We start from the raw sequence: 26,220 nt of genomic DNA, 5'->3' as shown, positions 1-26,220 counted from the left end.
GCAAGAAGCCCTTGCGCCCATGCTAAGATTTTGGAATAGACAAGCTTTCCACTGCCTTTCATGGAGCCTCCGCAATGACCATTTCCGACAGCACCACCACCTTCCACCATAAAAAAGTCGTGCAGTACGACCCCGAGATCGCTTTCGATCCCTCGCCGGACGTGGTGTATCGCTTGTCGCTGGAATATGACGACAAGCGCAAGATGCCGGACCTGATCGCCGGCTTCCTGGAAAAGACCGACAAGACTACGCTGGAGGCGCTGATCATCGGCATGTGGGGCGACCCGTATGAAGCGGGCGCCGACGAGGTGATCGCCGCGCTGGCCGGCCACGCGCCGCAGCTGCCAAAACTGCGCGCGCTGTTTATCGGCGACATGACGTACGAGGAATGCGAAATCTCGTGGATCGTGCAAGGCAGCTACAAGCCGCTGCTGGACGCCTTCCCGTTGCTGGAAGAGTTGCGCATCCGCGGCGGCAATGAATTGATACTGGAACCGTTCGCGCACCAGAACCTGCGCAAGTTCACCATCGAATCCGGTGGCCTGGACCAGAAAATCGCCCAGGCCCTGGCGGAATCGAGCATGCCGAAACTGGAACATCTGGAGCTGTGGCTGGGCACGGACGACTATGGCTTTTCGGGCGACGTGGCGCTGTACCGGAAAGTGCTGGCGCAACTGGCCACGCCGACCCTGCGCTATCTGGGCCTGCGCGACGCGCAGATCGCCGACGAACTGGCCGTCTGGCTGGCCAACGAGCCGCTGCTGGCCACCATCACCACCCTCGACCTGTCGCTTGGCACGCTCGGCGACGTGGGCGCCGAAGCGCTGCTGCACGGCACACACTTGGGCAATTTGACCCTCCTGGACCTGTCGCACCACTATATCTCGGAAGCGAACCAGGAAAAACTCAAGGCCCTGCCGTTCGAGGTGGTGCTGGACGATCCGCAGGAAGACGACGAGGACGATGGCGACGTGTATCGCTACGTGGCCGTCGGCGAGTAAAGAGGGTACGCTTTGTCCGCGATGATCTTGCTGGCCACCGGTGGCAGCAAGCGCGTGCGCCTGCTGCAGGCGGCGCGCGCGCAGCTGGCGCTGCCGCCTGCCCGGGTGCTCGAATGGCGCGACTGGCTGGCGCAGCCGGCCTTGCTTGAGACCGCGCTGAGCCAGCCCTGCCGGTTCAAGATCGAACCGCCGGGCGACGATGCGGTGGCGCATGTGCAGCTGCTGCACGACGGCTGCCGCCTGCTGGGCCGCGCGCCCGTGCGTGCGCCCGAGCATGGCGAACTGCTGGCGATGGACGCCTGGTTTGCCGGCTTCTCCAGCGCCATGGCGCGCCTGGCACGCCAGTTGGCCGCCCTGCCCCGGGCGCATGTTTACAATGCGCCTGGCGAGATTACCCTGATGACCGACAAACTGGCTTGCCAGCGCCACCTGGCCGAGCATGGCGTGCGCATCCCGGCCTTGCTGGGGCGGGTGCACGGCTACGACCATCTGCAGTCGCTGCTGCACCAGCACGATCTTGATCGGGTCTATCTGAAACCGCGCTATGGCTCGTCCGCCTCGGGCGTGATGGCCTACCGGCGCAACCGGAGTGGCCGCCAGCAGGCCACCACCTCGGCCAGCCTGGTGCGGGCGGGCGGCGAAACGCGGCTGTTCAATGTCAAGCGCATCGCGCGCCATGAAAACGCCGCCGATATCGCCGCCCTGGTCGACGCGCTGGCCAAGCAGGAATTGTATGCGGAAGCCTGGCTAGCCAAGCCGCGCTGCGGCGACAGCCATTATGACCTGCGCGTGGTGGCGATTGCCGGCCAGCCCGCGCACCGGGTGGCGCGCCTGGGCACGCAGATGATGACCAATCTGCACCTGGACAACCAGCGCGGCGATCCTTGCTCGCTGCTGAACGAGCTTGACATGGCGGCGCTGGAAGCGGCTACCCGCCAGGCGGCGCTGGCCTTTCCCGCCAGCGGCGTGGCCGGCTACGACCTGGTGGTAAGCCGTGGCCAGGCCCACGTGCTGGAGGCGAATGCGTTTGGCGACCTGCTGCCTGGCCTCTTGTGGCAGGGGCACGATACCCATGTGGCGCAGCTGCGGCACTTCCATCATGACTGAGCCGGCCATTCCCGACATGAACCTTGTCGTGGGCAGCCACGATATGGTCTTCATTACCCTCGACACCCTGCGTTACGACGTGGCGCAGGCCCTGTTCGAGGCAGGCGAACTGCCGGTGCTGGCGCGTTTCCTGCCGGCCACGGGCTGGGACAAGCGCCACTCGCCCGCCACCTTTACCTACGCAGCGCACCAGGCCTTCTTTGCCGGCTTTTTGCCGACGCCCTGCGCGCCCGGCCGCCATCCGCGCCTGTTCGCCAGCGCCTTTGCCGGCAGCGAGACGACGTCGCCACACACCTTCGCCTTCGAGGAAGCGAGCATCCCCGAGGCGCTGGCGGCGCGCGGCTACCGCACCATCTGCATCGGCGGTGTGGGCTTTTTTAACAAACAAACGGCGCTGGGCCGTGTGCTGCCGTCTCTGTTCCAGGAAAGCCACTGGAGCGCCGGCATGGGCGTGGCCGGGCGCCATTCCACGGAAAAACAGGTGGCCTTGGCCACCCGGCTGCTGGCGGAAAACGCCCAACGTACCTTTTTGTTCATCAACGTGGCGGCCCTGCATACGCCGAACCGCGCCTACCTGCCCGGCTGCCGGCTTGATAATCTCGACAGCCATGCGGCCGCGCTGCGCTATGTCGACGGCGCGCTGGCGCCGCTGTTTGCCGCCTGCGCCACGCGCGCGCCGACCTTTGCCATCGTCTGCTCGGACCACGGCAGTGCCTATGGCGAAGACGGCTACCGCGGCCACCGCGTGGCCCACGACAGCGTCTGGAACGTGCCGTACGCGCATTTTTTCATTGAACCTTCACACCAGCATTCCCAGGGAGCCGCACCGTGAATCCATCCGAACAGCCGGGTACCCTGGCGCAGCGCATGCGCCACACGCCTTACCAGGCGTATTCTTATTCTTACCCGCACAAGGCGGCCTACCGCACACTGGCCCGGGCCACGCCGCTGGCGCCCATCTGGGCGCGGCAGGACCGTTCCGCCCTGTTCGCCTACATCCATATTCCGTTCTGCGAAATGCGCTGCGGCTTCTGCAATCTGTTCGCCATGGCGCGGCCCAGCGCCGAGATGGTCGAGCGCTATGTGCAGCAGGTGCTGGTGCAGATGCGCGCGATGGACGGCGCCCTCGGTGAGCGACGCTTTGCCCGCTTCGCGCTCGGTGGCGGCACGCCGACCTATCTGTCGGCGGCGCAATTGGACACCCTGCTGTGCGGCGCGAGCGATATCCTCGGCATCGATTTGCAGGCCACGCCGGCCGGCATCGAAGCCTCGCCCGAAACCATTACGGCCGAACGCCTGGCTGTCTGCCGCGCGCACGGCATCGACCGTGTCAGCCTGGGCATCCAGAGCTTTGCCGCCGGCGAGATGCGCGCGCTGGCGCGGCCCCAGCAAAATTCCACCGTGCGCCAGGCCATCGCCCTGATCCGCGAAGCGGGGTTTCCCACCCTGAACCTGGACCTGATCTACGGCATCGCGGGCCAGACGGTGGCCAGCCTGCTGGCGTCGATCGACAGCGCGCTGGCGTTCCGGCCCGAAGAAATCTATCTGTATCCGCTGTATGTGCGCGAGCAGACTGGCCTGGGCAAGATCGCGCGCCGCAAGGGCGCCGGGACCCTGGACCCCATCATGCTGGCGCGCGATGGCGACAGCCGCCTGGCGCTGTACGCGGCCGCGCGCGACCATCTGCGTGCCCAGGGCTATGTGCAGGTCTCGATGCGCATGTTCCGCGCTCCGCATGCGCCCGAAGACGCCGGCCCGTCCTATTGCTGCCAGAACGACGGCATGGTGGGCCTGGGCGCGGGCGCCCGCTCGTACACATCGCAGCTGCATTATTCGAGCGAATACGCGGTGGCGCGTACCGAGACGATCGGCATTATCGACAACTACCTGGCGCTGGACGAAGCGCGCTTCGCGCAGGCCGAACATGGCTATCTGCTGGGGGACGAGGATCAACGGCGCCGCTATGTGATCCAGTCGCTGCTGACGGAGCCGGGCCTGGACCTGGACGCCTACATGGCCCGTTTCGGCAGCGACTGCCTGCTGGACCTGCCGCAGCTGGCCGAACTGTTTGCGCTGGAACTGGTGACGCAGCATGGGCCGCTGCTGCGCCTGAATGACAGTGGCTATGCCTACGCCGACACCATCGGCCCCTGGCTGGCGTCCACTACCGTGCGCGCGCTGATGGCCGAAAGCGGCCAGGCATGCTGACAGCGCCACCCGGAAGCTTGTCCCTCTTATACAGGGGTACGCTATCGAGCTGCAACTACGCCTGCGCCTACTGCCCCTTCGCCAAGAAGCAGGACAGCCGCGCCGTGCTGGCGCGCGATGCGCGGGAAGTGGCCCGCTTTACCGGCTGGGTGGCGCGGCAGACGCGCGCCATCAGCGTGCTGTTTACGCCGTGGGGCGAAGCGCTGGTGCGGCGCCATTACCGCAGCGCCATGCAGGCGCTGGCGGCCCTGCCCCATGTGCGGCAGGTGGCGCTGCAGACCAACCTGGCCGGCCCGCTTGCGTGGCTGAGCGAGATGCATGCTGCCAGCCGCGCCAAGATCGGCCTGTGGTGCACCTATCACCCGGGCCAGACGACAATCGCGCGCTTTGTCGAACGCTGCGCGCGGCTGGACGCCATGGGCGTGCGCTATTCGGTCGGGGTGGTGGCGCTGCATGCACACTACGACGCCATTCAAGCGCTGCGCGCGGCGCTGCCAGAACACGTCTATTTATGGCTGAATGCCTATGACCGGCGCGGCCCCGGCTACTACAGCGCCGAGGACCTGGAATGGCTCGATGCCATCGATCCGTGGTTTTTGCAGAACCGCCGCCCGGCGCCGTCACGCGGCAAGGGATGCTACGCCGGCGAGACGGCGCTGTCGGTCGACGGCGACGGCGAGCTGGCGCGCTGCCATTTTTTGCCGGAGCGGCTGGGGAATCTGTATCAGGATAATCTGGCCGACATGCTGCAGGAACGCAGCTGCCCGCGTTTCAAGTGCGACTGCTATATCGGCTATGCGCAGCGCAAGGATTTGCCGTTTCAGACGGTGTTTGGGGACGGTGTATTGGCCAGGATTGTGACCATGTCGCCGTGTGACCGTAGGTCGGATTAGCGCTTGCGCGTAATCCGACACCACCAGAGGCGCTAATCAACGCCAACAATGTTGTCGGATTACGCGGGGCTGCGCCCCGCTAATCCGACCTGCGCTTCTTACTGTGCTGCCACTTTCGCCGGCTCTGGCGTCATTTTCAATGCCTTGCTCAAAAAGCCCCAGCGATCCGCCACTTCCTCGATCTGCTTGGCGGTCGGCTTGCCGGCGCCGTGGCCGGCCTTGCTGTCGATGCGGATCAGCACGGGGGCAGCGCCGCCTTGCGCTGCCTGGGCGGCGGCGGCGAACTTGAAGCTGTGGGCGGGCACCACGCGGTCGTCATGGTCGGCGGTGGTGATCATGGTGGCCGGGTAGCAGCCGCCTGCTTTCAGGTTGTGCAATGGCGAATATTTCACCAGCGCCTTGAACTGTTCGGCATCGTCCGACGAGCCGTAGTCAGGCACCCAGCCCCAGCCCACGGTGAACTTGTGGAAGCGCAGCATGTCAAGCACGCCCACTTGCGGGATCGCCGCGGCAAAAAGGTCCGGACGCTGCGTCATGGCCGCGCCGACCAGCAGGCCGCCATTGCTGCCGCCGCCGATAGCCAGTTTTGCCGGCGAGGTGACCTTGTTGGCCACCAGCCATTCGGCCGCGCCGATAAAGTCGTCGAACACGTTTTGCTTGTTCAGCTTGGTGCCGGCCTGGTGCCAGGCTTCGCCGTATTCGCCGCCGCCGCGCAGGTTGGCCATCACGTAGACGCCGCCCATTTCGACCCAGGCAAGATTCGCCACCGAGAATGCCGGCGTGAGCGAAATATTGAAGCCGCCATAGCCGTACAGATAGGTCGGATTGGAGCCGTCCAGCTTCATGCCTTTTTTCGAGACGATAAACATCGGCACCTTGGTGCCGTCGCGGCTGGTGAAGAACTGCTGGCGCACGTCAAACGCGTTCGGGTCGAAATCGACCTTCGGCTGGCGATACACCGTGCTCTTGCCCGTCTTCATGTCATAGCGGTAGATGGTGGCCGGCGTGGTGAAACTGGTGTAGGAGTAAAACGTTTCCGTATCCTGGCGCTTGCCGCCGAAGCCGCCCGCCGAACCGATGCCAGGCAATTCCACTGCGCGCACCAGCTTGCCGTTCAGGTCGGTGATGGTGATCTGGGTCTGCGCATCCTTCAGGTAGTCGAGCACCAGCTGGTTGTTCAGGATATTGGCCGAGACCAGGGTCTGCTCGCTCTGCGGCACGATTTCTTTCCAGTCAGCCACGGCAGGCTTGCGGATATCGATGGCGATCACGCGCGACTTCGGCGCCTTGTTGTCGGTGGCGAAGTAGAACACGGGGCCGACATTGTCGATAAACGAGTACGAGGCGTCGAATTCTTCCAGCAGGCCGACGACCTTGGCGCTCTTCTGGCGCAGATCCTTGTAGAAAATGCGATTCTTGCGCTCGGTGCCCTGCGTGGCGGTGATGATCAGGTAGTTGCCGTCATCGCTGACCTTGCTGCCGCCGAACGCCCATTCTTTCTGGTCGGGACGGTCGAACACCAGCACGTCGGCGCTTTGCGGCGTGCCCAGTTTGTGGAAGTACAGTTTCTGGAAATAATTGATATCGGCCAGCTTGGTGGCTTCCTTCGGCGCGTCGTAGCGGCTGTAGAAGAAGCCCGTATTGTCCTTGGTCCACGATGCGCCCGAGAACTTGGCCCATTTGATTTCGTCCGTCAAATCCTTGCCGGTATCGATATCGCGCACTTTCCACTCGTTCCAGTCGGAACCGGAGGCGGCCGTCGCATAGGCCAGGAACTTGCCGTTCGGGCTGATCGAGGTGCCGGCCAGCGCCACCGTGCCGTCAGCCGACAGGGTGTTCGGATCCAGCAGCAGGCGCGGCTCGTCAGTCAGTTTCCTCACCGTGTACAGCACGGCCTGGTTTTGCAAGCCATCGTTGCGCGTGTAGAAGTAGCGGCCGCCCTGCTTGCTTGGCGTGCTGAAACGCTCGTAGTTCCACAGTTTCGTCAGGCGCTGCTTGATCGCTTCGCGTTCGGGAATCGTGCCCAGGTAGGATTGGGTCAGCTTGTTCTGTTCCACCACCCAGTCATGCGTCTCGGCGCTGTTGGCGTCTTCCAGCCAGCGGTACGGGTCGGCGATGGTGGTGCCGAAATAGCTGTCCTGCTGGTCGACTTTCTTGGTGACCGGGTAGGTCACGGCCGGGCTGTCGCCAGCCGGGCAGGTCTGTGCCAGGGCATTGCCACCGAAGGCGGCCAGCAAACTGAATACGAGGGTTGCACTACGTAATTGCATGGGGAGATGTCTCATTGTAGATGTCTAAGGAAGCAAGCCTGCGGCTGCCCATGTTGACTTTCGCCAACATAAATCATAGCGCGTATCGCAGTTTTTAATGCACAGTTATACCGGCGTTTCTCCATTTTTTATTTGGAGAATTTCAGGATACTACGGCTCAAAAAGCCGTTTATTGCGTGCTACGGAAAATCACGCACTGTTAATCGCCAGTAAAGAAATATTGTCAGAAGCGCTCGCATTTCATCAAGCGGTCATAAAACATATTTACTATAGGCAACATGATCATGGCCCGTCCGGTGGCCGTGCCACTATCACGCACCACCTTTCGCCATGCACACATTCGCTCTTTCTTCCGCCATGTCCGCCCCGGACTCAGCGCTGCCTGCGAATGTGGCCTATTTGAAACCGCCGGCATCGTCCCCGCTCCCCATGACAGTCGAAGCCGCCGATGTATTGCACGATATCCTGGCCGGGCGCAAGCTCAGCGCCCTGTTCCAGCCGATTATCCAGATGGCCAGCGGCAACATCATCGGCTACGAGGGCCTGATACGCGGACCGTCCGACAGCCCCCTGCATGCGCCCATGAATCTGTTCAAGGTGGCGCGCGCCTGCGGCCTGACCCTGGAGGTCGAGCATCTGTGCCGGCAGGTGGTGCTGGAACGCTTCGCGGAATTGAATCTGCCAGGCAAGCTGTTTCTCAATGTCAGCCCGGAATGCCTGTTGCTGCGCAATGCGCGCCACGGTGAAACCCTGGAATACATCGAGCAGATCGGCATCAACCCGGAACGGGTGATCATCGAACTGACGGAAAACCAGCCCACTTATGATTACGAGCTGATGCGCGAAGCCGTGCTGCATTACCGTAACATGGGCTTCCAGATCGCCATCGACGACCTGGGCGAAGGTTTTTCCAGCCTGCGCCTGTGGTCGGAGCTGCGGCCGGAATATGTCAAGATCGACATGCATTTTATCCAGGGCATCAATAACGACCCCGTGAAACTGCAGTTCGTGCGCTCGATCCAGGAGATCGCGGAAAAGTCCGGCACCCTGGTGATCGCCGAGGGCATTGAGGCACAGACGGAATTGCTGGTCTTGCGCGACCTGGGCGTGGCGTTCGGCCAGGGCTACCATCTGGGCCGGCCCAACGCCATGCCGGCGCGCGCGCTGCCGGCCGAAGTGGTGCAGGCGCTGGGGCGCAACGGCGTGGCCGTGTATCCGCAGCGCAGCAGTTTGGAAAAGAATGGCGCCAGCATCCGCAAGCTGCTGCACCGCGTGTCATCGATCTCGACGGCCAGGAACAACAACGAGGTGTACGAGATTTTCATGAAGGAACCCAAGCTCATGATCATCCCCGTGGTGGACGACGGCGTACCGCTGGGCCTGATCAGCCGCTTCGACATGATCGACCATTTTGCCCGCCCGTATCAGCGCGAACTGTATGGCAAGAAATCGTGCAGCGTGTTCATGGACGCCAAGCCCCTGATCGCCGACCATGAAACGAGCTTGCAGGAACTGAGCTACATCATGGCGCAGTCGGACGCCCATCATCTGTACAACGGTTTCATTATCACCGAGCACGGCCGCTACATGGGCATGGGCACGGGCCACGACCTGATGCGCGAAATCACGCAGATGCAGATCAATGCGGCCCGCTACGCCAATCCGCTCACGCAATTGCCCGGCAATGTGCCGATCAACGAGCATATCGACCGTTTGCTGCACAGCGGCAGCCGCTTCTGGGTCTGCTATTGCGACCTCGACCATTTCAAGCCCTTCAACGACGTGTACGGCTACCGCAAGGGCGACGACGTGATCCAGCTGACCGGTGAAATCCTCAGCAGCCATTGCGATGCCAACCGCGACTTCATCGGCCATATCGGCGGCGACGATTTCATGATCCTGTTCCAGAGCGAAGACTGGGAGACCCGCTGCCAGGCCATGCTGGACGACTTCGCGGCCGCCATCCTGGCCTTCTACAGCGTGGACGACTGCGAGCGCGGCGGCTATATCAGCGAAGACCGGCAGGGGAAAAAAGTGTTTTATTCATTGATCAGCCTGTCGCTGGGCGTGATCAAGGTCTCGGCGCACCAGTATTACACCCACCACCAGATCGCCACGCAGGCGGCGGAAGCCAAGCGGCAAGCCAAGAAAATCCATGGCAACAGCCTGTTCCTGGACCGGCGACAAGCGGCGGCGCCGCGCCCGGACGCCGCTTAAATCCGCACCAGCCCGGTAAAGCCATTGTCGCCGCGGTCGCCAGGCAGGAAGGCCAGGACAATGCGGCCATCCTTGCGGCGCGCCAGCACGCGGTAGTTGCCCGGCGCCAGCTGCACGAACATGCCGCCGAACACCGCTTCCGGCTCCAGGCCATCGGCCGTCACTTCCTCGGCCGCGCCAATGAACACGCGGCCCGACTCCACCTTCAGGTTGACGCTCACCTGAGGATCAGCAAGATCATCGGCCAGCTCAACGGCATACGCGCCATCGCTGCCCAGGTTCAGGAACACCACATGGCCCGCATTGACTTCCGCCAGTTCGGCGCTGGGGATGCTCCACCAGTCGACGTCGTCGGCCAATCTGTGGCGCATGCCGGCCACGTCGAACACGCACATGGTGGCGGTGTCGGTGACGAAAGTACAGATGCGTGCGGCGTTGCCGCCGGTCTCGCTGGTCATGGCGCAGCCCCTTCCATATTTTTGCCAGGAACGAGTATGGCATGGGAGAGGTAAAACACGCCGCTCAGTCGGGCGCCGGAGCGCGCGTGCGCTTCCATTGCCGGGTCAGCGCGCGGGCCCGGCCCAGGTCGTCGGTAGACAGCTTGCGGGCATAGCCGGCGACGGCCCCGCCGGCGGTGGCGTCGCCGCTCTCGGCCGCCAGCGCCACCCACATATAGGAACGCACGGGGTCTTTCGGCACGCCGCGCCCGCTGTTGTACATGCCGCCCAGGTTGTACTGGGCCAGCGCATGGCCCTGCTCGGCCGCGCGCGCATACCAGTGCACGGCCATGTCGTCGTCCTGCGGCACGCCATGGCCGTTCGCATACATCACGCCCAAGTTGTTTTGCGCGCTGGCGTCGCCCTGGTCGGCGGCCTTGCGGTACCAGCGCACGGCGCGCGCCGGATCGTGCGGCACGCCCTCGCCGTTGGCGTACAGCACGCCCAGGTTGAACTGGGCGTTGGCGGCGCCCTGCTCGGCCGCCTTGCGATACCATTCGACGGCCTCGCGCACATTGCGCGCCACGCCGCGCCCGCCGGCCAGCATGCCGCCCAGGTTGTATTGCGCCGAGCAGTGGCCTTGTCGGGCGGCACGGCGGTACCAGGCCACGGCGCGCGCCTCGTCCTGGTCAACGCCCTGGCCGCGCGCCAGCATCAGGCCCAGGTTGAACTGGGCGTCGGCATCGTCCTGCTCGGCCGCCCGCAGCAGCCAGGCGTAAGCGCGCAACTGGTCCAGCGCCACGCCCACGCCTTCGGCATAGGCCACGCCCAGCTGGCGCTGCGCCACGGCCAGGCCTTGCGCGGCCGCCTGGCGGAACCAGGCCACGGCCTGGGTATCGCTTTGCATCACGCCCTGGCCCCGCTTGTACACCAGGCCCAGGTTCAGCTGGGCCTGGGCGTCGCCCTGCAGCGCGGCCTTGCGGAACCAGGCCAGCGCCAGCGCATCGTTGCGTTTTGCGCCCAGCCCCCGCGCATAGGCCTCGCCCAGCAGCGACTGGGCGCTGGCCACGCCCTGCTCGGACGCACGGTAGAACCAGGCCAGCGCCAGCTCGTCGTTTTGCAGCACGCCGCGTCCCTTGCGGTACATCTGCCCCAGGTTCTGCTGGGCCGAGGCGTCGCCTTGCGCCGCCGCGCGGCGGAACCACTGCACCGCCTCCTCGTCGCTTTGTGCCACGCCGCGGCCGTGGTAATACATGGCGCCCAGGTGATTCTGCGCAAACGCCAGCCCCTGCAGCGCGGCCAGGCGCAGCCAGATAAAGGCGCGCGCGTCGTCGTGCCTGACGCCCTCGCCTTTTTTATACATCAAGCCCAGGTTGAATTGCGCATAGGCATTGCCTTGCTCGGCCGCCGTGCGGAACCAGATATAGGCCTGGTGGCTGTCCCTGGCAGTATGGTGCTTGTCCATGTGCGCCCCCTCGATTGCCCTGTCATCACGCCAGGCGGCCAGGCACGGCAGCCCGCAACGGCAATATCGCTGATGCAGTGAATTGTAAATTCGGGGGAACCGGCAGGCTTGAGCGAACTCAAAGGCAATAATAAAATTATATCGATTGCCGAGCCCGCCTGGAAGGCGGGCTGCGAGGGTCGGCGCGCTGAGTTAACGCTTGCGCGGATGTTTCTGCAGAAACTGCGGCACCTTGGCGGCGGCCAGCTTGTTCAGCGACACCAGCAGCTCGGCGTCGACGCCATCGATGCCGTAATTGCTGTGCAAATGGCGGCCGATATGGATCAGCACCTGGGCGGCCACTTCCGCATCGGACTCGGCCCTGTGGGCCGCGCTCTTGAAGGCGATGCCCAGCTGGCCGGACAGCAGGCCCAGCTTGTAGCTGGACAGGCCTGGAAACACGCGGCGCGACAGTTTCAATGAACACACCAGCGAGCGGTGCTTTGGTGCCAGGTCCAGGCGGGCGCTTTCGGCGCGCAGGAATTTTTCATCGAAGCTGGCGTTATGGGCCGACAAGGCATCGCTGCCGATAAAGTCCAGCAACTGCGGCACCACCTCGGCCACCGGCGGCGCCTTGTCGACCATCGCCTGGGTAATCCCGGTCAAGCCCGTGATAAACGACGGAATGCGTGCATTGCAGTTGATCAGCGACACAAAGCGGTCGGTGATACGCCCGCCCTCGATGCGCAGCGCCGCCACTTCCGTGATGCGGTCGCCCATGTCGGGCGACAAACCGGTGGTTTCAAAGTCGATCATGACGATCGGTTGCTCAAACACATTCATGTAGCGGGCTTTCTCAGGTGCAGCAGTGGGCACATCAATAAAATGCTCAGGGCAAGGCGCCGCGTCGCAGACAGTACGATAGTACGGCAAGACGCGGCAACGCCGCCATGGGCATTTTATTAGCCGAACTTGCGCACCGCGTCGAGCGCGAGTCCGGCACCAATACTGCCGAACAGATCGCCTTCCACCTTGCGCGCCGACGGCACCAGGGCCGCGATTTTTTCGCGCAGCAGGCGCACGCCGCTCGAGCCGCCCGTGAAGAACACGGTATCGACCGCTTCCGGCGCCACGCCCGCGTCGCGCAGCAAACGCAGCACGGTGTCTTCCACGCTGCCGCACAGGTGGCCGATGGCTTCGTCGAACTGGGCGCGCTTGAGCAGCAGGCTTTGCGCCGGCGACAGGCGATCCAGCTCCAGCTGCACTTCCTGCGCGTCGGACAGGGCGATCTTGCCTTCCTCGACCTTCATCGCCAGCCAGTGGCCGGCGCGCTCGTCGATCAGCTTTTGCAGGCGTTTTACTTTATCTTGCTCGCGCGCATCGCGGCACACATCGGCCAGCTGCACCCAGATCTTCTTGGTGTAGGCCAGGTTGATGGTATGCCATGTGGCCAGGTTGAAATAATAGCTGGATGGCACTTCGCTATTGTTGTTCAAACGGCTGCCATAGCCCAGCAGCGGCATTACCGACGACAGGCTCAGGTATTTATCGAAGTCGGTACCGCCGATATGCACGCCGCCGGTGGCCAGGATATCGTCACGGCGCTCGGCCTTTTTGGCGCGTTCGGGCGACAGGCGCACCAGCGAGAAGTCCGAGGTCCCGCCGCCGATGTCGGCGATCAGCACCAGCTCTTCACGATCGATTTGCGACTCGTAATCGAACGCGGCGGCGATCGGCTCGAACTGGAAGGCCACGTCCTTGAAGCCGACCGAGCGCGCCACTTCGGCCAGGGTGTCCTGGGCCAGCTGGTCGGCCTGGGCGTTGTCATCAATAAAGAAGACGGGGCGTCCAAACACGGCCGAGGTAAATTCGCGGCCGGCCGACTGCTCGGCGCGTTTCTTGACTTCGCCGATAAATTGCGACAACAGCAGGCGGAACGGAATCGCGCGGCCGCCCACTTCCGTCTGGCCATCGATCAGGCTGGTGCCTAGCAGGCTTTTCAGCGAGCGCATCAAGCGGCCTTCGTAGCCGGCCAGGTAGCCGGCCAGGGCGGCGCGGCCAAAGCTCACTTCTTCGTCTTCCGCATTGAAGAACACCACCGACGGCAGCGTGGTCTTGCCGTCTTCCAGGCCGAGCATGGTGCTCTGCCCGGGACGCGCCCAGCCTACCGTGGAATTTGACGTACCGAAATCGACGCCGCAAGCATTGGCCATGTCGACCCTTCCCTGAATAAAGGGGCGTCATGCTACCAGAAAGCAGTCTCTTTCACCAGAAAAATAAGCGTGGCTGCCCGCTTGCGGGGCAAGCTTGCTTTGCATCAAGAGGCAAGCACGGGCAAAAGCTACTCTTAGGAAATTGACTTCGAGCAACTAGACCGTTCCTGGAGACCGCCGTGACCACTAGCCGATTGATCCGAAGCGCCTTGCCACTATCCATCTTGATACTGCTGGGCGCTTGCGGCGGAGGCGCCGCCGACACCCAGCCCGCCAGCGGCTGCACCTTGCAAAGCACGGCGGGCTGCGGCGGCACCCTGCCCGATCCGGTGATACCGCCAGTTACCACGCCCGTGACCCCCAGCGACCCGGCCAGCCTGGCCAGTTCCGTGCGGCTGGTGTTTTCCGGCGCCGAACTGGCATCGAGCGGCGTGGCCGGCAGCGAAGTGAGCGTTACCGCGCTGGTGAAGGACGCCGCCAATCTGGCTCTGCCGGGCGCCAAGATCGCGTTTGCCGCCGACTCCGGCATCCTGGGCAGTGTCGACGCCGTCACCGACAAGAACGGCCAGGCGCGTGCCGTGCTGGGCACCGGCGGCGACAAGAACAATCGCAGCATCAAGGTCACGGCCACGGTCGGCAGCCAGGCCGGCAGCGGCACGGTGGCGGTGACGGGCAGCACGGTGGAGCTGGCCGGCCCCAGCCTGCTGACCCTGGGCCAGCAAGCGGACTTCACGGTGACGGTGCGCGACTCGGCGCGCCAGCCCGTCAGCGGCGCCACCATCAGCTATGCGGGCAATGGCGCGGCCGGCCTGGCGGTCAAGGATGGCGCGGCAGCGCTCAGCAATGCGCAAGGCCAGCTGCTGCTGCGCCTGGCCGCTGGCGCTTTGGGCAATAACGCGGTGTCGGCCAGCGCCCTCGGCGCCACCGTCTCGCACGCCTACACGGTGGCCGGCGGCGAGCTGCGCCTGACGCCCGCCGTGGGCATGGATGCCGGCGGCGGGGAAATATTGCAGGAAGTGCCGGCGATGGCCTGCGAGGCCATCGATGTGCGCTACGAGTCCAACGACGTGGCGCGGACCGGCAGCGCCAGCCTGTCGACCTCGCGCGGCACTTTATATGCCGACAGCGCCTGCGGCGTCGCCTTGCCGTCCAGCCTGACATTTACCAATGGCAACTTGCCGCGCAGCTATGTGCAGTCGGCCAATGCCGGCGTGGCCACCATCACGGCGACGGTGGCCGGCGGACCCACTGCGCAAACGCGGCTGGAATTCGTCGCCTTGCTGAGCGCGGCCAGCAAGCTCGGCGTGCAGGCCGACCCCGCCGTGCTGGGCGCGAACGCGGCTGGTGCCAGCGACAATGTCGCCACCCTCAGCGCCGTGGTGCGCGACGGCGCCGCGAATAACCTGGTCAAGCATGCGCCGGTGGTGTTTAGCATTTTGAGCGACCCCAGCGGCGGCTACCTGCGCCAGGCGGGGCATATCTTGACGGGATCAAACGGCCTGGCAAGCACCGTGTATGTGGCCGGCCCGGCCGACAGCGGGCGCGATGGCGTGCTGATCCAGGCCAGCATCGCCGGCGCGACCCAGGCCGCCGCGACGGCGCAAGTGCGCCTGACGGTGGCCAGGAAAGCCTTGTCGATCAAGTTTGGCACCGGCAACAACGTGCGCGAATATTCCGCCAGCGTACTGCAGAAGGACATCGCCGTGTTTGTTTCCGACAGCGCCGGCAATGCCGTGCCGGGCGTGGCCATCACGGCGGCCGGCTGGCCCAGCCGTTACGGCAAGGGCTATTATGTGTGGGAGGCGGACAAGCAGGAGTTCCCCGACACGGGCGCCTGGCGCCTGGCGCTGCCCCGCTACAGCTGCGCCAATGAAGACGTGCTGCGCAACGGCATCTTCGATGCGGCCTACGACCTCAACGGCAACGGCGTGCTGGACCCCGGCATCCCCTTGACGGTCACGGCCAGCGGCCAGACCGATGCGCTGGGCCTGGCCACGCTCACCATCAGCTATCCGCGCAACTACGGCTCCTGGGTGCAACTGGCCCTGAGCGTGCGCGGCAGCGTGGCCGGCACGGAGGCGGCGTCCACCACGGAGCTGACCTTGCCCACCCTGGCCACGGATTTCAGCGCACGCCGCGTGCCGCCACCGGGACAGACCAGTCCCTACGGCACGGGGCCCTGCGATACGGCGCAATAGCTGGCGCCGGCAAGGGTTCTTGCCAGCAAAATAATTTTGCCGTATACAAAAGAAACAGTCTTGCCAAGAAGCAATCTTCTGCGCTATGCTCACCGTCCGACCCGGCCGCCCCGCACTTGGCGCGGCCAGGACCGCAAGACTACCCGAGACAGGTGGCGAGCCAGGATCCCATGCGAAAACAGACTGCAGTTGAAAGCCGGGCCGGCAGCGGCCCCGTCGATGGCGCCGCGCGCCGGGTCACCTCCTATGACGTGGCGCTGCTGGCCGGCGTCTCGCAATCGGCCGTGTCGCGCAGCTTCAAGCCGGGCGCCAGCGTCTCGCCCACCACCCACGCCAAGGTGATGCAGGCGGCCACCGCGCTCGACTATATTCCGAACGCGGCCGCGCGCAGCCTGTCGACGCGCCGCTCCAACCTGGTGGCCGTGATCGTCTCCAACCTGGCCAATCTGTATTACCCTCAAGTACTGTCCGACCTGAGCGAGCAGATCGCGCGCCAGGGCAAGCGCTTGCTGCTGTTTACACTGGAACGCGAGGCCGACGTCGGCAAGGTCTTGTGCGATGTCTGGCAATACCAGGTCGATGGCGCCATCGTGGCGGCCTGGCTGTCTGACGAGCAATTGGCCGAATTCGCGCGGCGCGAAGTGCCGCTGGTGCTGTACAACCGCTGCCCGCGCGGCCATGCCGTGCATGCCGTGCTGTGCGACCAGGCCGAGGCGGCGCGCCTGCTGGTGTCGCGCCTGGCCGAGGCCGGCCACCGCCAGTTCGCCATGATCGACGGCCCCGGCGACTCGACCACGGCCCAGGAACGCAAGTCCGGCATGGTCGAGCGCTTGCTGGAACTGGGCCTGCCGTTGCCGGTGGTGGTCAGCGGCAATTATGATTACGCCAGCGGCGGCCAGGGCTTGCGCAAGATTATCGACCGCCTGGGCCGGGTGCCGGACGCGGTTATCTGCGGCAACGACATCATGGCCATCGGCTGCCTCGACACGGCACGCCATTTGCTGGGCATACAAGTGCCGTTGAACATGTCGGTGGCCGGCTTCGACGCGCTGGAGGCGTCGGGCTGGCTCAGCTATGACGTCACCACCCTGCGCCAGCCGACGCAAAAAATGGCCGCCGATGCCGTCGCCATGCTGCTGCAGTTGATGGAACGGCGGCCCGGCGCGGCGGAACGGCGGCAGTATGTTTCCTGCCTGATCGAAGGCAGCACGGCCCGCCTTAGCGGCGAGCCCGGCTATCCGGGCCAGCAGCTGGGCCTGCGGGCCGCCTGATTATTGTCCGAAAAACTTGCCCTTCAGCAAATTCAAGCCCTGCGCCATCAGGTCATTGCCTTCCGGCACCTGGCCGTTCGGCGTCAGATGATCGATCAGTTGCGGCAGCAGCGCCGCCAGGCCGCCCGAGGCCGCATCCTGCGGCAGGCCCAGTTTCGCGGCGATCTGGCTGATGGTGTCCGCACCGAGCGCCCCTTGCACCTGCTCGCCCGACACCGACGCGTTCGCACCCGTGCCGATCCAGCTGGCCACCTGGTCCTGCAAGCCGCTTTCCTGGAATTTCTGCAGCAGGCCCGCCAAGCCGCCATGCTGGTTGATCAAGTCCATCACGCTGGCCAGCAAGCCCGACTGGCCTCCTGCCGCCGCGCCCGCCACGTCTCCCTTGTTCCCCAGCATATCGATGGCCTGTCCTGCCAGTTGATCAAACAAACCCATGATTTTCTCCCTATGTCAGCCATGTGCGCGGCAGGGAACGTCCCTGCCCCGCATGATTGTACTGCGTCCGGCGGCGCCTTTCCTCGTGCCCGTGCGCCACACCCCTTGAAAAAATACTATGATGGCCTTTTTCGCCACGACTTCATTGGGGGATGCGCCATGGCCGCTACCGTCGCCGACTTTCTCTTGCTGGAACGCAGGGCTGATCGCCGCTGGCAGGCGGGCGCCTTTTTCCCGGCCCCGCTCAATCTCCCCAAGGAAGCACGCTGATGGCGATGCCTCCCCTGACCCTGCCCGGCATCAGCTGGCCCCTGCAAGCAACGGTGGGGCATATCGCCGTCACCACGCAAAGCATCACCGGGCACTTCAAGGCCGGTGCGGGAAGCGATGCCATCGTGCAATGCGAGCTGGTCGACGCCGGCAAATTTCGCAACGGCGCGCCACGCCAGTGGTGCCGCACCCACCAGTGCTACTGGGGCGTGAACGCCGACCTGGCGCAGCTGGAGGCGTCCGGCCGGCGGCAATGCAAGCTGCATGACAGCCCGATGGGCTATCTGCTGTACCCGGAAGTGTTCGATCCGGCCCGCCATCACGCCAGCAGCCTGAGCCTGGGCGACGATCGCCTGCTGCACTTGCAGGCCAGGTCCGACGATGGCGGCGCCCTGCTGGTACGCACCGCGATGGCGCTGGCGATCGACTGCCGTGCCTTGCCGGGCCTGTTTCATCCGTCTGTGGTGCAGATCAATATCACGCCACCGGCCGCGCTGGCCTACGTGCAGGCGCTACAACAAGGTGCACCGCTGGGTTGCAGCGACTGTGGCCGCTGCGGCCATCCGCACCTGGACCTGGGCGACTTCGCGCAGGAAGCGCACCGGCGCCATTACTGCGGCAACTGCGGCCACGACGCCAGCCAGAGCGCGCAGGCGATGGTCTCGAATCCCTTGCAGCGCCTGCGCGAATTCGCCTTGCGCACGCCGCAGCGCTGGCGGCAATGGTTCTGAATGTGCGCACGCCCACAGTCGGGGCCGGCGATCCGGCCTAGACTGGCATTTTTACAGCAAGCGGGATAGTCGCAACATGGTCAACAATATCGATACCGAGCGGGACCAGAAGGAACAGCAGGACGCGAGCGACAGCGGCGACCTGTCCGACCTGCTCAGCGAGCTGCGCATCCTGCTGCCCGGCGCGCAGATGCTCACGGCCTTTCTGATCATCCTGCCATTCAACGGCGGCTTTGCGAAAATCGTGCAGGCGGAAAAAATCGTCTTCCTGGCCACCTTCTTCCTGTCCATGACCAGCCTGGTGCTGCTGAGCGCGCCCGCCATCCAGCACCGCATCATGCGGCCACTGAACGACCGCGAGCGCTTCAAGCGCGTGGCCGACCGCATCATGATGGCCGGCGCCCTGTCGCTGGCCTTCGCATTTACCCTGGGTACCAACCTGGTCATCTCGGAAGTGTTCGGCCAGGTGGCCGGCATCGTCGCCTGCGCCATCATCGGCACGCTGATCATGGCCATGTGGTGGTGGATGCCAATGTACTTGCGGCACCGCACGACGATCTGAGCTGGCGGCCAGGCCTGCAGCTCAGGCGATTTGCAGCACCACCTTGCCACGCGTACTCCCCGCCCGCACCAGCGCCAGCGCTTCGCGGATATGGCCAAGCGGCAGTACCGCGCCCACTTTCGCCTTGAGCTGGCCCGCTTCCACCAGCATGCGGATGGCCGCCAGCTGCGCGGCGTCGGCCTTGCACAACACGCGCGCCACGCCGACGCCATGCTGCCGCGCCTCATCCTGGGGAAACGCGACCGCCGTCACCATGAAACCACCCTTTTTTAGGCTCGCAAAGGCGCGCTGGAAAATGTCGCCGCCGACCGTGTCGAACACCACATCCATCTCGCGCACGACGTCCTCGAACAGCTGCCGGTCGTGACCGACGAATGCGTCGGCGCCCAGGCCGCGCACATACGCTTCGTTCGCGCTCGATGCCATGGCCGTGACATGCGCGCCGATCGATTTGGCGATTTGCACCGCCAGCGCGCCGACTCCCCCCGAAGCGTTGGTGATGAACAGGCGCTGTCCAGGCTTCAAGCCGGCCAGTCCGAACATCGCCTGCCATGCCGTCAGGGCGCCCAGCGGCACGGCCGCCGCCTCGATGAAGTCCAGGTTGGGCGGTTTGAGCGCCATCTCGCCGGCCCTGGCAATGGCATACTCGGCAAAACCGCCCGAGCGGATAATGCCAAACACGGCATCGCCCACTTTCAAATCGCCGACGCCCTCGCCCAGCTGTTCGACGGTGCCGGCCATCTCGCTGCCCAGGCCGATCGGCAGGGTCATGCCCATGCGCTGACCCGCGCCATCGCGGATCTTCCAGTCGAGCGGATTCACGCCGGCCGCATGCACCTTGACCAGCAATTGCCCAGCCTTGGGTTCGGGGCGAACCGCGTCCACCAGTTGCACCACGTGGTTGTCGCCGTATTCGTTGATGATGATTGCTTTCATGTTTATCCTTGACTTGTTTTGGTGATACAAGACAATGGTAGACCAGGCGCTACACGATGTAACGCCTGCTCACATCGCACAAAGGCCAATCCATGCAGGAACCCGCTTTCACCATCCATCGCGGCAGCAAGCGGCGCGGCATGGGTTTGCCCATGCACGCCCACGACGAGGCGCAACTGATCTATGCCGCCGCAGGCATGGTGCAGATTCATACGCCTGAAGGGCGCTGGCTGGTGCCCTCGCAGCTGGCCGTCTGGATACCCGCGGGCACCTCGCACAGGCTGGAGGTACTGTCCGATGCCCGATTGTGGATGGTGCAGTGGCAGCCGGCGATGGTCGGCGCGTGGGCGCCCCCGATCGCCGTCGACCGGCCGTTCGCGCTGCGCGTCACGCCGCTGCTGCGCTCCCTGCTCACGGCGGCGATGGCGGACGGTATCGGCATGGCAAAAGCCGAGCTGATCGTCAAATTGATGTTGCACGAGCTGACCGAAACGGCCCATGCGCCGACGTTCCTGCCGCTGCCGGCGAGCGCGGTCGGGCGGCGCATGGCCGAGGTTGTGCTCACCGACCGGCAACAATTGCTGGGCCTGTATGAACTGAGCGCTCGCGCGGCAACCTCGGTCCGCAGCGTCAGCCGGCTGTTCCCGAAAGAAACCGGGCTGACCTTCAAGGCCTGGCGGCAACGGGCGCGCATCGTGCAGGCGATGGACAGCCTGGCCAGGGGCACGCCGATCGCCCGCGTATCCACCGAGTTCGGATTCTCCAGCACGGCCGCGTTTTCAAGCGCCTTCCGGCAGGTCACGGCCATGACGCCGACGCAATTCCTTGGGCCGGCTGGGCAATGAGTCCGCTCTTGCAAGCCAGGGCGCCCGGAAGTAGGATGGCGGCCATTGAAATGCATTCAGAAATTAACAACAATGAAAACAGTATTGATCGCCACGCTGGGAATCTTATCGCTCATTAACGCATCGCCATCGTTCGCGGAGAATCTCAACGGCAAAAATCTGTATGTACAGCGATGTGCCGTATGCCACGGCGCCGATATCAGGGGAACGGGACCCCTGGCGACTAAAAGCACTCCCCGCACACCCGACCTGACGACATCCGCTTTCAAAAAACGGCTGCAGGATTATCCGGGCGTGATCGTCTCGTCGGTGATACTGCGTCCGAATGGCGACCTGATACCACGAACGCTGAAAGAGAATGGCGTCAAGATTGCGCCCTACGCCTGGAAGGTGAAGGATTTTCGCGATCTCAATGACTACATGAGCGGCGTGATTTTAAAAAACCGCTGAGATCGACATACGGCGGTTCAGGCCTCGGCCGCCGCACTGTCGACGCCGGCTTGCGCCAGCAAGGTTGCACGAAAGATGCCCACCAACGGACGCAGGTTGACCTTGTGCCAGGCGGCCCACAGCGGTGTGCGATAGTTAAACCACGGCAAGCCGCGCAGCACCACGCCCGCCGGCGCATGCTGGCGCAGGCTGTGCTGGATCATGGCCATGCCCAGCCCCGCCGCCACCAGCCCCAGGGCCGTCAAGGGTTCGGTCGCTTCCATGCGGATATCGGGCGTAAAACCGGCGCGGGCGCAGGCGGCCACGAAATGATCGTGTTTCAGCGCGCTTTCCTTGTGCAGCACGGCGATCCATTCCTGGCCCGCCAGGTCTTCCGGCGTCAGGGTTTCCTTGCTCGCCAGCGCATGCGTTTCCGGCATGGCCAACAGCATCGGGTCGCTCAGCACTTGTGCGCAATCGAGATCGGGGTCGCCCGGCAGCGGCGGCTCGCACAGCAGCGCGATATCGAGGCTGCGCTGGCGCAAGCCTTCCACCTGTTCCGCCGAATGCATATTGTAGAGCGCGACATGGACGGCGGGCCGGCTCAGGCGCAGCGCCCGCAAGCCGTCCGGCAGCACGCCCGAATGCATGGCGTTCTCGATATAGCCGATGCACAGGCCGCCTTCGTCGCCCCTGCCGAGCCGCCTGGCCAGCGCTTCGAGCCGGTTGCCATGCGTCAGGAACGCCTGGGTTTCGGCCAGGAACGTGCGGCCATCGCGCGTCAGGCGGATGCGCTGGGCATTGCGTTCGAACAGGGTCAAGCCCAGTTTGTCTTCCAGTTGCGCGATCTGCCGGCTCAGCGGAGACTGCGAAATATGCAAACGCTCGGCGGCGCGCCCCACGTGTTCTTCCTCGGCCACGGCGACGAAGTATTGCAACTGGCGGATGTCAAGCATGTCAGACCTTCAAAGACTTAAGTTACGCAAATTATGTCTTGGACGGGCTTAACTTGTCCAGCTATTCTGATTGCACTACCCAACACCTTCAAGGAAAACATCATGAGCATCAAACACCTGCTGACTGGCAAACTGGGCTTTGGCACTGCACCGCTGGGCAATATGTTCCGCAATATTCCCGAAGACGAAGCGCTGGCTACCGTCGACGCGGCTTGGGACAGCGGCATCCGCTACTTCGATACCGCCCCGTTCTATGGCGCCGGCCTGGCCGAACTGCGCCTGGGCGCGGCCCTGAAAAAACACCGCCGCGACGACTATGTGCTGAGCACCAAGGTCGGCCGATTGATCCTGGACGAAGTGGAAGACCCGGCCAGCCGCGAACTCGGCGAAAAAGGCGGGCTGTTCGAATTCGGCCGCCCGAACAAGATCGTCGATGACTATTCGGCCGACGCCACCCTGCGCTCGATCGAAGACAGTCTGAAACGCCTCGATACGGACCGGCTCGACATCGTCTGGGTGCACGATATTGCCCAGGACTTCCATGGCGACAACTGGCTGGCGCAATTCGAAATCGCCCGCACCGGCGCCTTCCGCGTGCTGACCCGCCTGCGCGAAGAAGGGGTGATCAAGGCCTGGGGCATCGGCGTGAACAAAGTGGAACCGCTGGAACTGACCCTGGGCCTGGCCGAAGCCCAGCCCGACGGCTTCCTGCTGGCCGGCCGCTACACCCTGCTCGACCATGAACGTGCTCTGCAGCGATTGATGCCGGAGGCGGCACTGCAGAACGTCGACATCGTCGTCGGCGGCCCCTACAGCTCGGGCATCCTGGCCGGCGGCAGCCATTTCGAATACCAGCAGGCCTCGCCCGACATCATCGCCAAGGTCGAACGCATCAAGGCGATCGCCGCGCGCCATGGCGTCAGCGTCAAGGCCGCCGCCCTGCAATTCTCGCTGGCCAACCCGGCCGTGGCCGCCGTGATTCCCGGCGCCAGCCGCCCTGGCCGCCTGGCCGAAGACATGGCGGCACTGAACAGCGTGATCCCCGCTGCCTTCTGGCAGGAGATGCGCGCCGAGCAACTGGTGGCCGCCAACGCGCCACTGCCTGGCTGACAAAAGTGACGGCTCTGTTTGCACCGCAGCAGACTTTATGACAACAAACTTGTCAAACAACTCAATACCACGCCGGTCTGCTTCAGGCGGGCGCCGTATTGATACCGGCCAGCTGTTGTGTGCGGCGCAGCATTTTTATACCGCCGCCTGCAGAGCCGGCCCGTATCCAATACAATAACGCTTGTGGCAGCCAGAACCCGGGCGCGCCACTCCCTCCCGTCTCCACCCCTTACCGAACCTTAGAACATGCACGCTTCCGCAGACTCATTCATACCGCGCGTTAATGCGCCTTTTGGCGCTGGCTATGCCGACCTGGCCCTGGCCATCGGCGGCCTGGCGATCGGCACCGGCGAATTCGCCTCCATGAGCATCCTGCCCGTGGTGGCGAATGACCTGGGCACCACCCTGCCGGAAATGAGTCATATGATCAGCGCCTATGCGCTGGGCGTGGTGGTCGGCGCGCCGCTGATCACGATCTTCCTCGCGCGCATGCCGCGCCGGCTGATGCTGATCTGCTTGATGCTGATGTTCGCTGGCGGCAACTTGCTGAGCGCGATCGCACCCAACTACGGCTTGCTGGTGGTGGCCCGCTTCGTGGCCGGCATCCCGCACGGCGCCTTCTTCGGCGTGGCGGCGCTGGTGGCCGCGGCCATGGCCGAACCGGACCGGCGCGGCCAGGCCGTCGCCCGTGTGCTGATGGGCCTGACGGTGGCCAATATCTTCGGCGTGCCGCTGGCCACCTATATCGGCCAGACCATGGGCTGGCGCCCGGCCTTTTTGCTGGTCGCCGCGCTGGGCCTGCTGACCATGCTGATGATGCGCATTTTCGTGCCGAAAGTGGCGGCCGGCGATTCGAGCCCGCGCCGTGAACTGGGCGTCTTCCGCCGCCTGCAAGTGTGGCTGACCCTGCTGATGGTGGCGATCGGTTTCGGCGGCATGTTCGCCGTCTACACCTTCATTACTCCAACCCTGACGGAAATCACCAAGGTGTCGCCACTGGTGATCTCGATCCTGCTGGCCGTGATCGGCATCGGCATGACGGTCGGTAACATGGTCGGCGGCTGGCTGGCCGACCGCTCGCGCCTATGGACCATCTTCGGCGTGCTGGTGTGGAACGTGGTGGCCCTGATCGCCTTCAGCTACACCACCACCAATGTCTGGCTGACGGCGATCAACCTGTTCGCCATCGGCGCCGGCATCGCCGTCGCGCCAGCCGTACAGACCCGCCTGATGGACGTGGCCGGCGACGCACAGACCGTGGCCGCCGCCCTGAACCACTCGGCCTTCAATATCGCCAATGCCCTGGGCGCCTGGGCCGGCGGCATCGCGATCGCCATGGGTGCGGGCCTGCAGTCGACCGGCTGGGTCGGCGCCTTGCTGGCTTGCGGCGGCATCGTGGTGCTGGGCATTTCGGTGATGGTGGAAAACCGCAGCCGCAACCTGGCGGGCGTGCAGCCGGCTTGAACAGTTTCAGGCACAACATGTGGCGTCAACAATGTTGTCGGATTACGTTGGGCCTGCGGCCCCGCTAATCCGACCTACGCGTTTCAACGGTTTGGCGTAGGTCGGATTAGCGCTTGCGCGTAATCCGACACCACCCGTGGCGCCAGCAATGCTGTCGGATTACGGCCTTCAGCCTGGTCCCACCGACGCATCATTTACGGCGCGACACTCTCCATCGCCTCCACCAACTGCCGATTGAACTCCTGCGGCTCTTCCATCTGCGGCGCATGGCCCATGCCCGGGAACACGATCAATCGGCTGCTGGGAATCAGGGCGGCGGCATCCTTGCCCAGTACCGCATACTTGCCCAGTTTTGCCTTGACCTCGGGCGGGGCGATATCGCTGCCAATCGCGGTGGTGTCGGCGTCGCCGATCATCAGCACGGTGGGCACCGTCAATTTCGGAAACTCGTAAATCACCGGCTGGGTGAAGATCATGTCGTAGATCAGCGCCGAATTCCAGGCCACCAGCTGCTTGCCCGGTCCCTGGTTCAGGCCGGCCAGCATGTCGACCCAGCGTTCGTATTCCGGTTTCCAGCGCCCGCCGTAATAGGTCGCTTTTTCATAGGAACGCACGCTGTCGGCCGTCAGTTTGAGTTCGCGCTCGTTCCACTGGTCGACCGTGCGGTACGGCACGCCCAGCGCCTTCCAGTCTTCCAGCCCGATCGGGTTGACCATCACCAGCTGCGACACGGCCTGCGGGTACATCAGTGCGTAGCGCGTGGCCAGCATGCCGCCCGTCGAATGGGCCACCAGCACGGCGCGCGTCACGCCCGCCTGTTTCAGCAGCCCGGCCGTATTGGCCGCCAGCTGCTGGAAAGTGTATTGATAGTGGGCCGGCTTGCTGGACGCGCAAAAGCCGATCTGGTCCGGCGCGATCACGCGGTAGCCGGCGTCGCGCAAGGCCGTGATCTGGCTGTCCCAGGTGGCGCCGCAAAAATTCTTGCCGTGCATCAGCACGGCCGTCTTGCCATTGGCCTTTCCGGTCGGCGCCACGTCCATATAGGCCATCTGCAACTGCTCGCCCTGCGAGACAAACTTGTAGTACTGGACAGGGTGCGGATAGCTGAAACCCTGCAGCTCCGGCCCGTAGGTGGCGGCGGCATGGGCCGGCGAGAAGGCGGCGGCCAGCAGCAGGCTGGCCAGGGTGGTAAGACGACGCGGCATCGTTGAGTGCTCCCGGAA

General features: G+C 64.4%; 23 protein-coding genes. 14 read left to right on the top strand and 9 right to left on the bottom strand.

Translation table 11 applies throughout. From position 1 onward, the window contains the following. Positions 1–74: 74 nt before the first annotated feature. Genes ACP7B7_RS16965 through ACP7B7_RS16945 form a run of 5 tightly spaced genes read left to right on the top strand, consistent with a single transcriptional unit; the run spans position 75 to position 5,209 of the window. Positions 75–1,001, top strand: a complete 927-nt coding sequence (locus tag ACP7B7_RS16965; RefSeq protein WP_426077415.1) for an STM4015 family protein — start codon at positions 75–77, stop codon at positions 999–1,001. A 21-nt stretch (positions 1,002–1,022) separates the two neighbouring features. Next, positions 1,023–2,108: an STM4014 family protein gene (locus ACP7B7_RS16960; RefSeq protein WP_426077442.1), complete on the top strand. Its 1,086-nt coding sequence runs from the start codon at positions 1,023–1,025 to the stop codon at positions 2,106–2,108. Next, positions 2,101–2,940, top strand: a complete 840-nt coding sequence (locus ACP7B7_RS16955) for an STM4013/SEN3800 family hydrolase (RefSeq protein ID WP_426077414.1) — start codon at positions 2,101–2,103, stop codon at positions 2,938–2,940. The genes ACP7B7_RS16960 and ACP7B7_RS16955 overlap by 8 nt, the downstream gene beginning before the upstream one ends. Beyond that, positions 2,937–4,316, top strand: coding sequence for an STM4012 family radical SAM protein (locus ACP7B7_RS16950; protein ID WP_426077413.1), 1,380 nt, complete (start codon positions 2,937–2,939; stop codon positions 4,314–4,316). The genes ACP7B7_RS16955 and ACP7B7_RS16950 overlap by 4 nt, the downstream gene beginning before the upstream one ends. Before the next feature lie 17 nt (positions 4,317–4,333). Beyond that, positions 4,334–5,209: an STM4011 family radical SAM protein gene (locus ACP7B7_RS16945; protein ID WP_426077412.1), complete on the top strand. Its 876-nt coding sequence runs from the start codon at positions 4,334–4,336 to the stop codon at positions 5,207–5,209. 98 nt (positions 5,210–5,307) lie between these two features. Here ACP7B7_RS16945 and ACP7B7_RS16940 read toward each other — a convergent pair whose 3' ends face one another. Then, positions 5,308–7,479: a prolyl oligopeptidase family serine peptidase gene (locus ACP7B7_RS16940; RefSeq protein ID WP_426077411.1), complete on the bottom strand. Its 2,172-nt coding sequence runs from the start codon at positions 7,477–7,479 to the stop codon at positions 5,308–5,310. A gap of 429 nt (positions 7,480–7,908) precedes the next feature. Between ACP7B7_RS16940 and ACP7B7_RS16935 the strand changes: the two genes are divergently transcribed. Continuing rightward, on the top strand, positions 7,909–9,696 hold the full coding sequence (locus ACP7B7_RS16935; protein ID WP_426077410.1) for a GGDEF domain-containing protein: 1,788 nt from the start codon (positions 7,909–7,911) through the stop codon (positions 9,694–9,696). On the opposite strand, the gene ACP7B7_RS16930 is transcribed toward ACP7B7_RS16935, so the two are convergent. The 4 genes from ACP7B7_RS16930 to ACP7B7_RS16915 all read right to left on the bottom strand — a co-directional run bounded on the left by ACP7B7_RS16930 (position 9,693) and on the right by ACP7B7_RS16915 (position 13,790). Continuing rightward, positions 9,693–10,154, bottom strand: a complete 462-nt coding sequence (locus ACP7B7_RS16930) for a DUF6386 family protein (protein ID WP_426077409.1) — start codon at positions 10,152–10,154, stop codon at positions 9,693–9,695. The genes ACP7B7_RS16935 and ACP7B7_RS16930 overlap by 4 nt on opposite strands. A gap of 64 nt (positions 10,155–10,218) precedes the next feature. Beyond that, positions 10,219–11,598 carry a tetratricopeptide repeat protein gene (locus tag ACP7B7_RS16925; RefSeq protein ID WP_426077408.1) on the bottom strand — a complete coding sequence of 460 codons (1,380 nt, stop codon included), beginning with the start codon at positions 11,596–11,598 and terminating at the stop codon, positions 10,219–10,221. Positions 11,599–11,790: 192 nt separating this feature from the next. Next, entirely contained in the window at positions 11,791–12,420 is a 630-nt protein-coding gene (locus ACP7B7_RS16920) for a 3'-5' exonuclease (protein ID WP_308920980.1), read from the bottom strand. Between the two features lie 119 nt (positions 12,421–12,539). Next, the gene (locus tag ACP7B7_RS16915) at positions 12,540–13,790 is read right to left on the bottom strand and encodes an Hsp70 family protein (protein ID WP_308920979.1); all 1,251 of its coding nucleotides are present in this window, start codon (positions 13,788–13,790) and stop codon (positions 12,540–12,542) included. A gap of 179 nt (positions 13,791–13,969) precedes the next feature. Here ACP7B7_RS16915 and ACP7B7_RS16910 point away from each other — a divergent pair, with 179 nt between their 5' ends. Both ACP7B7_RS16910 and ACP7B7_RS16905 read left to right on the top strand, forming a co-directional pair. Further along, on the top strand, positions 13,970–15,988 hold the full coding sequence (locus ACP7B7_RS16910; protein WP_426077407.1) for an Ig-like domain-containing protein: 2,019 nt from the start codon (positions 13,970–13,972) through the stop codon (positions 15,986–15,988). A 170-nt stretch (positions 15,989–16,158) separates the two neighbouring features. Then, positions 16,159–17,259 (top strand): LacI family DNA-binding transcriptional regulator, encoded by a 1,101-nt coding sequence (locus ACP7B7_RS16905; RefSeq protein WP_308920977.1) that lies wholly within the window; start codon positions 16,159–16,161, stop codon positions 17,257–17,259. Here the strand turns inward: ACP7B7_RS16905 and ACP7B7_RS16900 are convergent, their stop codons facing one another. Then, positions 17,260–17,694, bottom strand: a complete 435-nt coding sequence (locus ACP7B7_RS16900) for a YidB family protein (protein ID WP_308920976.1) — start codon at positions 17,692–17,694, stop codon at positions 17,260–17,262. It lies immediately after the preceding gene. Between the two features lie 269 nt (positions 17,695–17,963). On the opposite strand from ACP7B7_RS16900, the gene ACP7B7_RS16895 reads away from it, so the two are divergent. Together ACP7B7_RS16895 and ACP7B7_RS16890 are read left to right on the top strand one after the other, a co-directional pair. Then, positions 17,964–18,695: a hypothetical protein gene (locus ACP7B7_RS16895; protein WP_426077406.1), complete on the top strand. Its 732-nt coding sequence runs from the start codon at positions 17,964–17,966 to the stop codon at positions 18,693–18,695. A gap of 76 nt (positions 18,696–18,771) precedes the next feature. After that, positions 18,772–19,257, top strand: coding sequence for a DUF6328 family protein (locus tag ACP7B7_RS16890; RefSeq protein WP_308920974.1), 486 nt, complete (start codon positions 18,772–18,774; stop codon positions 19,255–19,257). Positions 19,258–19,278: 21 nt separating this feature from the next. Here ACP7B7_RS16890 and ACP7B7_RS16885 read toward each other — a convergent pair whose 3' ends face one another. Then, positions 19,279–20,193, bottom strand: coding sequence for an NADP-dependent oxidoreductase (locus ACP7B7_RS16885; protein ID WP_308920973.1), 915 nt, complete (start codon positions 20,191–20,193; stop codon positions 19,279–19,281). Positions 20,194–20,285: 92 nt separating this feature from the next. On the opposite strand from ACP7B7_RS16885, the gene ACP7B7_RS16880 reads away from it, so the two are divergent. After that, positions 20,286–21,038 (top strand): AraC family transcriptional regulator, encoded by a 753-nt coding sequence (locus ACP7B7_RS16880; protein ID WP_426077405.1) that lies wholly within the window; start codon positions 20,286–20,288, stop codon positions 21,036–21,038. A 72-nt stretch (positions 21,039–21,110) separates the two neighbouring features. Further along, positions 21,111–21,488, top strand: coding sequence for a c-type cytochrome (locus tag ACP7B7_RS16875; RefSeq protein WP_426077404.1), 378 nt, complete (start codon positions 21,111–21,113; stop codon positions 21,486–21,488). Between the two features lie 17 nt (positions 21,489–21,505). Here ACP7B7_RS16875 and ACP7B7_RS16870 read toward each other — a convergent pair whose 3' ends face one another. Beyond that, a complete protein-coding gene (locus tag ACP7B7_RS16870; RefSeq protein ID WP_426077403.1) occupies positions 21,506–22,423 on the bottom strand; it encodes a LysR substrate-binding domain-containing protein in 918 nt (305 codons plus the stop codon). 102 nt (positions 22,424–22,525) lie between these two features. Between ACP7B7_RS16870 and ACP7B7_RS16865 the strand changes: the two genes are divergently transcribed. Together ACP7B7_RS16865 and ACP7B7_RS16860 are read left to right on the top strand one after the other, a co-directional pair. Beyond that, complete coding sequence (locus ACP7B7_RS16865; RefSeq protein ID WP_426077402.1) at positions 22,526–23,533, top strand: aldo/keto reductase; 1,008 nt, start codon at positions 22,526–22,528, stop codon at positions 23,531–23,533. Positions 23,534–23,779: 246 nt separating this feature from the next. Then, positions 23,780–24,997 carry an MFS transporter gene (locus ACP7B7_RS16860; protein WP_426077401.1) on the top strand — a complete coding sequence of 406 codons (1,218 nt, stop codon included), beginning with the start codon at positions 23,780–23,782 and terminating at the stop codon, positions 24,995–24,997. A gap of 194 nt (positions 24,998–25,191) precedes the next feature. On the opposite strand, the gene ACP7B7_RS16855 is transcribed toward ACP7B7_RS16860, so the two are convergent. Continuing rightward, positions 25,192–26,202 carry an alpha/beta fold hydrolase gene (locus tag ACP7B7_RS16855; protein WP_426077400.1) on the bottom strand — a complete coding sequence of 337 codons (1,011 nt, stop codon included), beginning with the start codon at positions 26,200–26,202 and terminating at the stop codon, positions 25,192–25,194. Between the last annotated feature and the right edge of the window lie 18 nt (positions 26,203–26,220).

Source organism: Janthinobacterium sp. PSPC3-1 (assembly GCF_049896105.1).
Classification (GTDB): Bacteria; Pseudomonadota; Gammaproteobacteria; order Burkholderiales; family Burkholderiaceae_D; genus Janthinobacterium.
Note: the sequence above shows the minus strand (reverse complement) of the source record. Positions and strands in the feature narration are given on the sequence as shown.

Bases quoted from the DNA above. Each gene is read 5' to 3' on its own strand.
- ACP7B7_RS16900 (WP_308920976.1), bottom strand. From the start codon at position 17,694: ATGGGTTTGTTTGATCAACTGGCAGGACAGGCCATCGATATGCTGGGG.
- ACP7B7_RS16865 (WP_426077402.1), top strand. From the start codon at position 22,526: ATGAGCATCAAACACCTGCTGACTGGCAAACTGGGCTTTGGCACTGCA.
- ACP7B7_RS16930 (WP_426077409.1), bottom strand. From the start codon at position 10,154: ATGACCAGCGAGACCGGCGGCAACGCCGCACGCATCTGTACTTTCGTC.
- ACP7B7_RS16955 (WP_426077414.1), top strand. From the start codon at position 2,101: ATGACTGAGCCGGCCATTCCCGACATGAACCTTGTCGTGGGCAGCCAC.
- ACP7B7_RS16870 (WP_426077403.1), bottom strand. From the start codon at position 22,423: ATGCTTGACATCCGCCAGTTGCAATACTTCGTCGCCGTGGCCGAGGAA.
- ACP7B7_RS16940 (WP_426077411.1), bottom strand. From the start codon at position 7,479: ATGCAATTACGTAGTGCAACCCTCGTATTCAGTTTGCTGGCCGCCTTC.
- ACP7B7_RS16860 (WP_426077401.1), top strand. From the start codon at position 23,780: ATGCACGCTTCCGCAGACTCATTCATACCGCGCGTTAATGCGCCTTTT.
- ACP7B7_RS16855 (WP_426077400.1), bottom strand. From the start codon at position 26,202: ATGCCGCGTCGTCTTACCACCCTGGCCAGCCTGCTGCTGGCCGCCGCC.
- ACP7B7_RS16965 (WP_426077415.1), top strand. From the start codon at position 75: ATGACCATTTCCGACAGCACCACCACCTTCCACCATAAAAAAGTCGTG.
- ACP7B7_RS16920 (WP_308920980.1), bottom strand. From the start codon at position 12,420: ATGAATGTGTTTGAGCAACCGATCGTCATGATCGACTTTGAAACCACC.
- ACP7B7_RS16925 (WP_426077408.1), bottom strand. From the start codon at position 11,598: ATGGACAAGCACCATACTGCCAGGGACAGCCACCAGGCCTATATCTGG.
- ACP7B7_RS16915 (WP_308920979.1), bottom strand. From the start codon at position 13,790: ATGGCCAATGCTTGCGGCGTCGATTTCGGTACGTCAAATTCCACGGTA.
- ACP7B7_RS16935 (WP_426077410.1), top strand. From the start codon at position 7,909: ATGACAGTCGAAGCCGCCGATGTATTGCACGATATCCTGGCCGGGCGC.
- ACP7B7_RS16895 (WP_426077406.1), top strand. From the start codon at position 17,964: ATGGCGATGCCTCCCCTGACCCTGCCCGGCATCAGCTGGCCCCTGCAA.
- ACP7B7_RS16885 (WP_308920973.1), bottom strand. From the start codon at position 20,193: ATGAAAGCAATCATCATCAACGAATACGGCGACAACCACGTGGTGCAA.
- ACP7B7_RS16890 (WP_308920974.1), top strand. From the start codon at position 18,772: ATGGTCAACAATATCGATACCGAGCGGGACCAGAAGGAACAGCAGGAC.
- ACP7B7_RS16905 (WP_308920977.1), top strand. From the start codon at position 16,159: ATGCGAAAACAGACTGCAGTTGAAAGCCGGGCCGGCAGCGGCCCCGTC.
- ACP7B7_RS16880 (WP_426077405.1), top strand. From the start codon at position 20,286: ATGCAGGAACCCGCTTTCACCATCCATCGCGGCAGCAAGCGGCGCGGC.
- ACP7B7_RS16875 (WP_426077404.1), top strand. From the start codon at position 21,111: ATGAAAACAGTATTGATCGCCACGCTGGGAATCTTATCGCTCATTAAC.
- ACP7B7_RS16960 (WP_426077442.1), top strand. From the start codon at position 1,023: ATGATCTTGCTGGCCACCGGTGGCAGCAAGCGCGTGCGCCTGCTGCAG.